Source organism: Pirellulimonas nuda (assembly GCF_007750855.1).
Classification (GTDB): domain Bacteria; phylum Planctomycetota; class Planctomycetia; order Pirellulales; family Lacipirellulaceae; genus Pirellulimonas; species Pirellulimonas nuda.
Genome location: NZ_CP036291.1, coordinates 1,674,912 through 1,687,026, shown reverse-complemented (window position 1 = coordinate 1,687,026; position 12,115 = coordinate 1,674,912). Strand labels below are relative to the sequence as shown.

The 12,115-nt window shown below is 68.1% G+C and carries 8 protein-coding genes; 3 read left to right on the top strand and 5 right to left on the bottom strand.

The genetic code is table 11. The features are described 5' to 3' along the window. Positions 1-26: 26 nt before the first annotated feature. Positions 27-1,304: an FHA domain-containing protein gene (locus tag Pla175_RS07025; RefSeq protein ID WP_145282543.1), complete on the bottom strand. Its 1,278-nt coding sequence runs from the start codon at positions 1,302-1,304 to the stop codon at positions 27-29. 147 nt (positions 1,305-1,451) lie between these two features. Between Pla175_RS07025 and Pla175_RS07020 the strand changes: the two genes are divergently transcribed. Further along, the gene (locus Pla175_RS07020) at positions 1,452-2,834 is read left to right on the top strand and encodes a hypothetical protein (protein WP_145282541.1); all 1,383 of its coding nucleotides are present in this window, start codon (positions 1,452-1,454) and stop codon (positions 2,832-2,834) included. Positions 2,835-3,165: 331 nt separating this feature from the next. On the opposite strand, the gene Pla175_RS07015 is transcribed toward Pla175_RS07020, so the two are convergent. Then, positions 3,166-5,064, bottom strand: a complete 1,899-nt coding sequence (locus tag Pla175_RS07015; RefSeq protein WP_231954237.1) for an ATP-binding protein — start codon at positions 5,062-5,064, stop codon at positions 3,166-3,168. A gap of 621 nt (positions 5,065-5,685) precedes the next feature. Between Pla175_RS07015 and Pla175_RS07010 the strand changes: the two genes are divergently transcribed. After that, a complete protein-coding gene (locus Pla175_RS07010) occupies positions 5,686-6,474 on the top strand; it encodes a 3-keto-disaccharide hydrolase (protein WP_145282539.1) in 789 nt (262 codons plus the stop codon). 159 nt (positions 6,475-6,633) lie between these two features. Further along, a complete protein-coding gene (locus Pla175_RS07005; protein ID WP_145282536.1) occupies positions 6,634-8,073 on the top strand; it encodes a sodium:solute symporter family protein in 1,440 nt (479 codons plus the stop codon). Here the strand turns inward: Pla175_RS07005 and Pla175_RS07000 are convergent. The 3 genes from Pla175_RS07000 to Pla175_RS06990 form a co-directional block, all read right to left on the bottom strand. After that, on the bottom strand, positions 8,070-9,854 hold the full coding sequence (locus Pla175_RS07000) for a HEAT repeat domain-containing protein (protein ID WP_197527323.1): 1,785 nt from the start codon (positions 9,852-9,854) through the stop codon (positions 8,070-8,072). The genes Pla175_RS07005 and Pla175_RS07000 overlap by 4 nt on opposite strands. Before the next feature lie 179 nt (positions 9,855-10,033). Then, positions 10,034-11,314, bottom strand: coding sequence for a Gfo/Idh/MocA family protein (locus Pla175_RS06995; protein ID WP_145282532.1), 1,281 nt, complete (start codon positions 11,312-11,314; stop codon positions 10,034-10,036). Between the two features lie 37 nt (positions 11,315-11,351). Then, on the bottom strand, positions 11,352-12,110 hold the full coding sequence (locus Pla175_RS06990; protein WP_145282529.1) for a 3-keto-disaccharide hydrolase: 759 nt from the start codon (positions 12,108-12,110) through the stop codon (positions 11,352-11,354). Between the last annotated feature and the right edge of the window lie 5 nt (positions 12,111-12,115).

Genomic DNA, 12,115 nt, shown 5'->3' with positions numbered 1-12,115 from the left:
AGGGGGCCCAGGGTAAGGGGGCCCGGTTACACGAGCAGACGCCGCGGCGCCCGCGGGGGGGCGCCGTCCGGCGAGCGTGGTTGTTCTGTCAGGCAGACGCCCAGGCGGGCGCACGCGTCGAAATCTTCACGGCTAATGTCTTCATGGTGTAGCGGCGGCGTAGCGACGGGGATGCCTAGCTCTTCGCAGGCGCCGACGACCGACTTCAGGCGTTGCTGCAGCCTGATTTGGCCCGCGATCCCTTGGACGACCTCCGCCGACAGCACCAAGAAATCAGGGGTCGCCTCGCGGAGAGCGCGCACGCAGTTGGCGCCCCCCGAAAAGTGATCGAAGGCGATCTGCGCCCCGGCTTCTTGGAGCCGGGCGCACGACTCAAGCGTCTTGGGGTCGCGTGAGGCCCATTCCCACGGCGCGGCCACGCCGATCGCGATTGCTTCGGGCAGCAACTCCCGGGCCTCTTCTAGGTCGTCCAGCAGGGAGCCGCCGAACAACGCCGGGCTCTCGATGTGCAGCAGCAGGGCGCCCGCGGCGTCGGGCGCGGCCTGAGCCGCCGCCAGCCGCCACGCCAGCGATTGCAGCCGTGCGGCGGGCGAGCAGCGCCTGGCCGACCGGACCTCGCGGACCTGACCGGCCAGCGGTTCCGCCAACCGGCACACGCGGGCCGATTCGGCGTGGGTCCGGCGGTCGACGATGCAGGTCCAGTTGAGCGTGGGCGCCTGCCACAGCAGCGCCTCCTCGATGGACCGCAACGAGCCGACCTCGGCGCTGACGTGCGTCGGCGCCGAGGGCGCCGGGCGGGCGGGGTCGGAGAGGGGCCGCGTCACCATCCGCTGCAGGCGGCTCATCGAGTTCACAAGGAAGGTCAGATCAACGTCGGCCACGCGCACCACGTCGCCGTCGCGCAGCTTGGTCTCGGCAATCGGTTCGCCGTTCACGCTGGTGCCGTTGGTGCTCCCCAGGTCACGCAGCACGTACTGCCCCGCGGACGAGGTCAACTGCACGTGCTCGCGCGAGACGCTGGAGGAAGCGATCTGCAGGTCGGCCTCGGCGCCCCGGCCGATGGTGAACGGCAGCTTCTCTACGCTCACCGTCTGCAGCGTGGCGCTGTTGGGCGGGTAGTACTCGAAGCGGGGCTGGCCGCCGCGGTGATTAGATGAATCTGTCGGCACGTTGGTTCGCCTCGGCTCGGCTCGACGTGGATTGGGGCGGGCGGCGTCCGCGGCTAGGCCGCAATGCCGCCGGTTGGCGTACTGCACAGAAAAGTAGCGGGCGACTCCGCTGGCCGTCCAAAAAAAGAGTAGCATTCTAATGGCGTGGGGAGATCGGAACCGCGGATGTTTCGGTCCTCCGCCGCACAGCCCGCATCAAACGGGCGCATCGCAGACGCCCCGCCGCGGGCGCCCTGCCCTTGTCTTGCTACTGCCGTTCGGACCGTGGAGGGCGTCACCACCGTGAAATCCATCCCTACCGCCATCCCCGTCACCATCGTCTCCCAAGACCGGTCGCTGCTGCGCGACCTGACGTGGACGCTCTCGAACTTCGGCTACCGCGTCACCGCGTCTGCGTGCTGGCGGGACGACGCGCTGTGGCGTGCCGGCGGCGACGAGGCGCTGTGGCTGCTTGACGCCCGCGACCCCGAGGCGGCCGAGGCGCTCGCCGCCGAGACCGCGCCCGCCGCCTACTCCCACCGGATCGCGATCTGCGCGCCCGGCGCCAACGCGTTGATCGACCCCGCGGACGACGCGCTGGCGATGGGCGCCGACGACGTGATCCGCCTGCCGATCAACATCGGCGAGCTGCTTACCCGCCTCCGCGCCGGCGTCCGGCGGACCGAGTTCGAACGCCGCTTCACCGCCACGTCGACGCGCGACCCCCGGGCGGGCTTGCTGCTGCGTCCCGCGCTGATCCGACGCGCCCAGCGCCTGGCAGACGCCGGGCCTTGCGGCCTAGTGGCCCTGGGCGTCGACGCCCGTGAGCGGATCGAGCAGCGTTTGGGCGTAGAATCCGCCCGTGAAATTACGGCGGCCGCGGCCCGCTGCTTGGCCGACGCGCTGCCGACCGATGCGCTGGGGTGCGCGCTGGGCAGTGGGGTGTTTGTCGTGCTGCTGCCCGGCTATTCAAGCGAGCAGGCCGCACAGTTCGCCGAGGGCGTTGTCGAGGCGTTTGCGGTAGCAGAGCCCCCTCCCTCCGCAGCGGGCGCCTGCCCCACTTTGTCGGCCGCGGTCACGGCTTGGGACCCCTCCGACCCGGTAGACGAAGCGCTTGACCGTGTGGCCGCGGGACTCGAACAAGTCGGGGCCTACGGCGGCGGCTGCGTGCTCGATCTCGCCACGGTGCAGCAAGAGCTGTCCGCCTGGAAACACGACACCGAAACCGGCAAGCCGTTCCACGACGTGCTGGCCCGCGACCTGATGGAGGCGTTCCCGCTGCTGCTCAAGGCGGACCTGCCGGTCTCTGCCGGCTGGGGCGATCCCGGCACGGCCGACCGCCCCTTCCCCCCCTGCATCCCCGTACTAGACGCCGCCAGCGGCCTTCTGGGCGTGGTCGCCCCCGACGGCGTGCCCCACGGCGCGGGGGGAGTGCTGGACCCCGGCCGGATCGAGCCCACAGAGAACACGGTCGACGGGGCGATGCCGCTGAGCGAGCTGTTCGAGGCCTTTGGGTCGGTCGTTGACGACTACTTGATCGTGCTGGAATCCCAGCGGCCTGTCGGCTACCTCACGTCCGAGGGGCTCGCGTCGCTGGTGGTCGACCGGATCGACACCGGCACCTACTACCGCGAGCCGCAAGGCGGCGACGGGCTATCCGCGCTGGTGGTGCCGGTCGAAGCCTGACCTCCCCTCGACCGCCGGGCGCCAAGGTCCCCGCTTGTGTGGCCATGAGTGGCGCCAGAATCGGCGGCCTCTGGTGATTCGCATTGCCACGCGAGCGTGGCAATGGCGCCCGGCACCGCGCCGCTACGGCAAGCAGCAGAGAAGTGTTTGCCTCAACAAGCGGCGTCCTAGTCGCCCCAACTTCTCCGCCGGTGCCTAAACCCGACCCGCCTGCGGCGGTCTTGTTCCGGCCTACGGAGCTGATGATCGATCCGTGAAATCAGCGTTATCCGTGGTCCGTAGCTTTCTCTAGCGGTGTAGTATGAGCGGCGCCCGCAGCACTCGCTGACGGCTACTCGCCCCCCGCCATCGCGGTGAAGTAGTTCGACACGGCGTGATCGAGGATCTCGCGCCTGGCTACCTTCGGCAGCTCGTTGTACTCGCAGTAGTGGGCCACCTGGTCGAGCAGGTCGCGGGCCTGGCAGCGGCGTAGCGGGCGGGCGCAGCGGTCGTAGTGCTGTTCCAGCAGGTACTCGATCGAGACGGGGGGGCACTCCACCCCCAGCTTCGCGGCGAACACCCCCAGCAGCTTGATGAACTCTTCCCGCGACGGCGCCCCGATCTCGATCTTGAACGGGATCCGCCTTAGGAACGCGTCGTCCGCCAAGTCGTGCGGCTCGAGGTTGGTCGAGAAGATGATCAACTGCTCGAACGGCACCTCGATCTTCTTGCCGTTGGCCAGCGAGAGGTAGTCGATGCGGTTCTCGAGCGGGATGATCCAGCGGTTGAGCAGCTCCGTGGGGTTCACGCGTTGGCGGCCGAAGTCGTCGATCAGCAGGCTGCCGCAGTTGCTCTTGAGCTGCAGCGAGGCCTCGCTGACGTGGCTCACCGGGTCGTGCTTGAGCTCCAGGCTGTCCATGGTGAGCTCGCCCCCCACAACCACGGTCGGGCGGCGGATGCGCACCCAGCGGCGGTCGCCGTCGGAGCTCATCAGCATGCTGCTGACCTTGGCCTCTTCGGGCTCGTGGCACGAGGCGTCGAAGAACTTGATGATCTGGCCGTCTTCGACAATCGCGTACGGCACCAGGATGCTCTGCCCGAAGCAGCGGGTGATGCGCTGCGCGATGGTCGTCTTGCCGTTGCCCGGGGGCCCGTAGACGAACATCCCTTTCCCGGCGCTGATCGCGGGGCCGAGGCGGGCGAGCATCTCCGGCTCGACATTGATGTCGGAGAACGCCTTCTCGAGCTGGGCCCGCTTGGGCTTCTCGTTGCGGATGGTTTGCGCCTGGACCGAGTCGATGTAGTCGTCCAGCGGGACCGGGGCCGGGCCGGAGTAGGCGCATTCGTCGAGCGCGCGGCGGGCCCGCTCGCGACCCTGCTCCGTCAGTTCGTACACGTTGTCGCCCAGCATCGCCGAGCCGGCGGGGGTCAGCGTCTGCCGCCGACGCAGCTCGGTGAACCGGTCCTCGACGATCGCTAGCGGCAGGCAGAGCCGCTCGGCGATCTCTCGGCCCGACAACGACCCCGCGGCGAGCAGGGCCTTGTGGATCAGGTCGTCTACCATCGACTTGTTGAGGCCCGTTTCCTCGAGGCGCCTCGGCTCTTCCGGCATAAACCCGTCGTCGAGGCCGAGGGTCGAGATCAGCGACGCAGTGGAATCCAACGCGTCGCTGATCTCGATTTCGGTCCGGAGGATAGGGGGCTCGGCCGCCAGGGGGGCTGCCGGGGGGGCCGCCACGGGGGCCGCCACGGGGGCCGGATCGCAGTGCGTTCCGGGGCCCTGTTCGAGGTTCTGTTCGGGGTGCTGTTCGGGCGCTGCTTCTGGGCTCGCCTGTGGGGTCGGGGTAGCCACGGGCTCCTGGGTCGGGGCGGGCCGCCGCGCGGGGGTCGGGCGCGGGACGGTCATCGACTCGGCCAGGGCCTGGTCCGGGCGCCCCTCGGCCTGGTCGTCCGGCCTCTCGGCGCACGCCTTGCGGCTAAACTGCCAGCCGAAGTTGGTCAGCTCGAACCGGTTGGGAACGGCCGACGCCGAGAGCAGTTGCAGCTCGACCAGGCGCGGCACGGCGTCGCAGCAACGCTTGCTGTAGCCGGGGTCTTCGCGGTCAAACAGCTTGACCGTGCCGGCGCGGACCGCCCGCCCGCGGGTGTCGGATTTAAGTGCGATCTCGATGACGCCGCGGTTCTGGGCCGCGGCGCCGAGCACCGCGACTTCTTCTGGAACCAACGATCCAATGTCTTCTACGCAGTGCATAGCGAGCGTGCGCCCCCGGGTTGCTCGATCAGGCCAACCAAAGCGTACTTTGCGAATCGCCCGGCCAGCGAAGCGTCCGGGCCGCGGGGTAGCCGATTCCGGGCGCCCCGGGCCGCGTGGGGCGGAGTCTTCGTCAGGACCGTCGCAGGGCCCCCCCAGGCAGCGGCCCCCCGGCTTCGGCCTGCCGCCTTAGGCCGCCCGACCAACGACCTCCGGAGAACCGGCTCTGGGGCCGGTTTTCGGCGGACCCCGGCCGCGGCGGGGGCGGCCGAAAATCGTGGTGGCGTGGCGGGCCCGGCGGGGGATAATGGGGGCCGGCCGCGGTTGCGCGCCGCCTCACACGCGGGGCGGGCCGGGTCGGAACGCGGGGTTTTGTCCCGGAGGTGTCCGATCGGCAGGGTTTGTGTCCGCTGAGGCGGGCGCCGACGCAGCGGGCCGGCCGGGCGGGGCGGCGGAAATCCGCGGTTTTTAGCTCTTTTGGGCGTTTACCGGCCGTATTTTAGCGCCGCCGGCGCGGACAAAAGGACAGAACTCCAGGGCGTGTTGTTATGCTCTCGGGCGGCGCACGTGCGTCGCCCCAACAAGCGGACCTTCTCGATGGACCCCCACACCGGAGCACCTATGCAAACCACAACCTTCCCGCCGCTGCGCCCCCTGACGCTGCGCCCCGTGACGCTGCGGCTCGTCGCCGCGGCGTGCGTCGCCTGGCAGTGCGCGGCGGCCGATGCGCTCTTCGCCGCAGAGCAGTCGCCCACGGCCAGCGCCGACCAGGCCGAGCTGACCGCCCTGGGCTACAAGCCGCTGTTCAATGGCAAGAGCCTAGACGGGTGGAGCAACCCGTACGACCACGGCAAGGCCGAGGTGGTGGATGGCGAGATCCACCTCAACGCGGACAAGAAGTTCTTCCTGGTGGCGGACGGTGAGTACGGCGACTTTGAGCTGGTGGCCGACATCCTGCTCCCCGCCGGCGAGGCGAACTCCGGCGTGATGTTCCGCTGCCACGTTGAGCCCAACCGCGTGTACGGCTACCAGGCCGAGTGCGACGGTTCGGACCGCTGCTGGTCTGGCGGGTTGTACGACGAAGGGCGCCGCCAGTGGGTGTGGCCGAGCACCAAGGGGCGTTCGGAGCCCGAGTTTCTGAAGTATGAAGCCGAGTCGCAGGAGTGGTTCAAGCGCCCCGAGGTGCACGACGCGCTGCGGCGTGACGGCTGGAATCGGTACGAGATCCAGTGCCGTGGCGACCACATCGTCATCCGCCTGAACGGCGTGAAGGTCACGGACCTCAAAGACAGCACCGACGCGAAGGGGCGGATCGCGATCCAGCACCACGGCGAGAAGGGCAAAACGTACCGCTTCCGCAACGTGATGATCAAGGAGCTGCCCGCCGCCCCCGCGGGCGAGGAGACCTAGGCCGCAGAGCCGCCCCGGCCCGCGTCGACCGACGTGGGTCGGGCCCGCGGCTTGGCGTCGGGGCGGCCCGCCAGGCTGCGGGGGGGTAGGGGTGTTGGTATCGACCCGCGTCGAGCGGAGCGACCGCGGGGAGCCGACGCACATGGATAGCCGAAGGCGATGCTGATACTCTTCGTCACCCTCTACCTGCTGGCGTCCATCGCCATGGGGCTGTGGTTCGCCCGGCGGGTGCACAACTCGGCCGACTACGCGGTCGCCGGCCGGGCGCTGCCGCTATCGATCATCTTCGGGACCACGTTCGCCACGTGGTTCGGCTCGGAGACGGTAATCGGGATCCCCGCAAGGTTCCTCGAGAGCGGTCTGCACGAGACGGCCGAAGACCCCTGGGGCGCCTCGCTGTGCCTGATCTTGGTGGGCCTGTTCTTCTCGCGCCGGCTCTACAAGCTCTCGCTGCTGACGATCAACGACTACTACCGCGAGCGGTACGGCGTCGCCGTTGAGCTGTTCTGCTCGGCGGTCAGCGTCGTCTCGTACCTGGGCTGGGTCGCCGCGCAGATCTCGGCGCTGGGGATCGTTTTTTCGCTGCTCACCGAGGGCGCCGTGTCGCCAATTGCCGGGGCCTGCATCGGCTCGGTCGTGGTGCTCTTCTACACCATCTTTGGCGGGATGTGGTCGGTCGCCGTGACGGACTTTGTGCAAATGATCGTCATCGTGGTCTGCCTGACCGCGATCGCGTGGATCGCCGGCAACCTGGCCGGGGGGGTCTCTCCGGTGCTCGAGGCGGCCCGCGGGCGCGAGATGTTGCATTTGCTGCCCCCGCTGGAACCTAGGCCGCTGCTGTTCTTTCTCGCGTCGGGGATCACGATCATGCTGGGGTCGATCCCTCAGCAAGACATCTTCCAACGCGTGATGTCCGCCAAGAACGCAGACGTAGCGGTGATCGGCCCCATCTTGGGGGGCGTCGCGTACCTGGGCTTCTCGTTTATCCCCATGTTTATCGTCGCGACCGGCTTCTTGCTGATGCCGGACGACATGGGGGCGATGATCGAGCGCGACCCCCAGCAGGTCCTGCCCACGCTGATCATGGGGCACATGCCCGAGGTCACGAAGGTGCTGTTCTTCGGCGCGCTGTTGTCCGCGATCATGTCGACCGCTTCCTCGACCATCCTGGCGCCTTCCACGGTGCTCGTGCAGAACGTGTTGAAGCACCTTCGCCCGCAGATGTCTGACCACGAAGAGTTGGCCCTGATGCGGGTCACGGTGTTCGCATTTACCCTGCTGGTGCTGGGCTATTCGATCGCCATGCAGGGGACTTCCGTTTACGAACTGGTTTCCAACAGCTACCAGGTGCCGCTGGTCGGCGCGTTTGTGCCGCTGGTGTGCGGGCTGTACTGGAAGCGGGCCTCCAACGGCGGCGCGGTGACCTCGATCCTGTTGGGCCTGGGGACGTGGCTGCTGTTCATGGCCACCTCGCTCGGCCAGGCCTTCCCCCAGCAACTGGCCGGGCTGATCATGGCCGGCGTTGGGATGTGGCTGGGATCAATCTTCTTCACGACCAGCGGCGGCGCCGAGCCGCGACCAACGGCCGGCGGGCGCTAGCCGCGACGCTCGGCCTCTAGCTGCTGAGCGATCGCTTGAGAAGCCTTCTCGGCGGCGTCCTTGAGCTCGGGCCGGCCAGCTGCTTCCTTGGCGAGCCGCAGGTTGGCCCTGCTGGGGTAACGCTGAAGCACCTCAAGCACCATCACCTGTTCATTCACGCGGCTCGCTGCTTCGAGGGCGGCGCGGCACATTTCTGTGCGTTGCTGCTGGGAAACCGGGAGCTGACGGGCGATGCGGACGTAGCCACGGATGGCCCGGATCTGGTAGTTGCCTTCGGGCAGCTCGCTCGAAAGCTTCAACAACACGGGCGCGGCATCGGCCGTCATCCACGTGCCGAGGATCCGGGTGCCGGCGTCTTGGAGCGAGCTATCGTCGCTGCCCGCGGCGCGGCCGATGATCGCCAACGCGTTCTGGCCCCCCATCTCGCCGAGGATATCCAGCAGGGCGACCTTCGTGTCGGCGGCATCGACCTGCTCGAAGGCGGCGCCCAGCTCGGCGGCGCACGCCTCGCGATCGGGCATGCGGATGCACGCCGCCACCAACGCCTTGCGGGCCGCCTCCTCGTCCGCCGGGCGCACGGGGTTCACCACGCGCGTGATTAGCAGCGGGAGGTCCTTCAGGCCGACCGTTTCGCCCAAAGCGAAGTGCGCCGCGTTGCGGACCTGCTGGTCGGGAGAGTCTAACTTCTTTACCACGTCGTTCAGGGCGCCGATGCGTCGCCGCCCGACCGTCTCGATCAGCAATGCCAGGTGGTCGCCCTGGGCCGCATCGAGAGCCTCGAGCACCTCGGCGTCGACCCCTTCGCCTGGTAGCTGGGCGATGGTCTGCTTCGCAAGTTCCGCGAGCTCTTTGTCCTTGCCCAGAGCGGTTTGGATCATCGCGGGCAGGCATGTTTCGTTGCCCACTCTTGCGAGCGAACCAATGGCCGCCGCGCGAAGCTGAGGCGGCCCTTGCTCCGCGGCGCGGATAATCGCAGTCAGCACGACGGTTTGCGGGCGGTCCGCCATCGCTTGGACCAGCAGCGCCGATCGTTCTGGAGCTAAGCCGGCCAGCTCGCCGGCCATCGCCCGGTCGATCTCGGCGCCGGGGAGTTCCCTCGCCGTGCTCAGGGCGATTCGGAAGAAGTCTTCGTCCTTCGCATGAAGCTGCTCCAGCAGCAGCGGAATGCCGTCGGGACCGCGAGCCAGGATTGCGCCGCGGACCCCTTCCAGCAGGGGTTGCTTTGGCGCACCGCTGGATCTGACGGCGTCGTAGATTCGGACCGCGGCGGCCCGATCGCCGCCCGCCAACAGCCGCTCGGCCGATAAGATGCAGCCTTCGGCGATCGCGGAGCGAAGCTCCGCCCGGGGCGTTCCTAGCGCTGCAATCAGCGAACGGGCGGCCTCGGGGCCGCCGATCCGCCCCAAGGCGACAGCCGCGGCCGAGGCAACCTGCTCGTCTTGGTTCTGCAGCAGTCCCGTCAATAAGCTGGCGGCCTGTTCATCTCGGATCACGCCGAGCGAATTGATGGCGCCGACTTGCAGTTGTCCTTCCAGATCACCGGCGGCTTGCCTGAGGGCCGCGGCCGAGTCGGGACCTGGGATCGCTTCGAGCGCGATCCGCGCCCACGACGACAGCTCATCGTCCGGCAGAAGCTTGGCGAGCTCCGGAGCAGCGGCGCTTGTGCCGTAGATCGCTAACTGCTTGCACGTGATCGCCTTGTCGGCGGCGGGGGCGTCGGATCTCAGCGCGTCGATCAGTTCGTTCTCATCTGCGGGCGCCGGCGGGTGACTGATTTCCATCACCGAAGCCCACCCCGCCGCCCGAGCCCCGGCCGCAGCCGCCGGCTGAGCGGAAGACGTGAGGACAAGGCACGCTGACAGGGCAGCGAGAAATCCAGACAGGCGAAGTTTGGTAGCCATTTTGGGGAGCTTGGATGAAGTTGGGATGCGGATCAGGAACAAACGCCGCCCGAGGAAGGCTAGATTCGCCAGGGCTCTCGCAGCGCCTCGCTTCGCAGGCGGTTCGCCTGCTGGTCGTTCACAAAGGCGTGCGTCTGGTTGTCAAACTGCACTTTGCGGTCGAGGTACAGCGCGATATTGGCCGCGTGGCAAGCGATGTGGGCGTTGCAGGCCGCGTCGGCATTCCCCTTGGGCTGGCTGCGCGACTTCACGCAATCGAGGAAGTCGCGGACGTGGAAGGTCGCCGGGTAACCGCCGATCTCGGAGACCTCTCGACCGGCCAGCAGCGCCGGCGAGCTCAAGACCATCTTCCCGCTGTCGCCGGCTTCCACCCAGCCGGTCTCTCCCTCGAACCGCACGGGGCAGGAGCCTAGCGGGATCCAGTCGGTCTCCCGGAAGATCAACTCAACGCCATCGGCGTAGCGTGCGACGAGCCGGCCGTCGTTTGGCGCGTCGTACTCTACCGGCGGGGGACAATCCCCCATCGCCCACTGGCAGAGGTCGACGCAGTGCGAGCCCCATTCCAGCACGCCCCCGCCCACGAGCCCGCCCCCCTTCTCGAAGTTGAAGCCGTCGAGCAGTTTCTCATTGAAGGGCCGCCACGCCGCTGGTCCCAGGTACATGTTCCAATCGACCACCTCCGGGTCTGGCTCGGTCTCGGCGGGGAGCCAACCGCTCATCAGGGCCTGCATGCCGCGTGGGTGGGCGTAGACCCGCTTCATCTTGCCGAGCTTGCCCGTGCGGGCCAGCTCGCAGGCGAACGCAAAGTGCGGCAGGTTCCGCCGCTGCGTGCCGGCCTGGAAAACCCGCCCGGTGCGACGCATGATGTCCGCCAGGGCGAGGCTCTGGTCGATGTTCTTGGTGCACGGCTTCTCGCAGTACATGTCTTTGCCGGCCTTGGCCGCGTACGACGCCGCGGTCGCGTGCCAGTTGGGGCCGGTCGCGATCAATACCGCGTCGATATCATCGCGGTCGAGCAGCTCGCGGAAGTCGCGGTAGACATCGCAGCGGTCGTTGCCGTACTTGTCGTCGGCCATCTTCTTGACGGCGGTCCGCCGCGCTTGCTTCACGTCGCAGACCGCGGCGAAAGCGACGTCCGGCTGCTGCAGGAAGCACCCCAGGTCGTAGCTGCCGCGGTTGCCGATGCCGATGCCGCCGACAACGACCCGCTCGCTAGGGGGCGTGGCGCCGTCGCGGCCCAGGACAGAGCTGGGGACGATCATCGGCGCTGCGATCGCCGCGCCGGCCTTGGCCGTGGCTGCGAGGAACTGGCGCCGGGTCTTTCGGAGTTTGGAAGCCATAAGAAATCCGTCGTTGAAGTATGGGCGAGCGGAGGAACTATTCGTTAGACACGGCGCCGTCGTTTCTTGCGATGTCTTTGAGGCGGATGTTGCGGAACTCGATCTGCATCGCGGGCCCCTTGTGCACCTGCAGGGCCACGATCCCGCGTTGTGCGGCGTGGGCGGCGTCGTTGTCCACTACGCGGACCGTGGTCCGGCCGTTGAGCTTGTGGACGAGCTCGTTGCCGACCGCAGAGACTTCGAGCGTCTGCCACTCGCCGGCCCGCACGCCGTCTACGATCTCGGCGGGGTCTCCCACCTTGCCGACAACCTGTTTCTTGACCCCCTTGGGGCCGGCGGTCAACTCAACCTTTTCGCCACGGTTGGCCAGGATCCCCCGGCCCCGTTCTTCGTAGAGGATCCCCATGTGCTTGTTGGTCCGCTCGATGTCTGCCTGGTAGCCGCCGACCACCCAATTACCCGCATCGGGCATGCGCTTCGAGCGGTACTGCACGCCGGAATTGCCGACGCCGCGGTCCGCCACGCGGAACTCCAGCCGCAGCACAAAGTCGCCAACCTCGCCGTCCCAGATCAAGAACTGATTGTATTCGAGGGGGGCGTCGTCCGTTGTGACGCTGCGGATGACGCCGTCGGAGGCCTGCCACAGCGCGGGATCGCCGTCCCAGCCTTCGAGCGTCTTCCCGTCAAAGAGGGGCCTGAACCCCGCTTCATCCTGCTCTGCGAGCACGGGGCGGGCGCCGATTAGCGCCCACACTAGGGCGAATGCCACGATCGACCGAAGCGGGAAGATTCTCATGACGA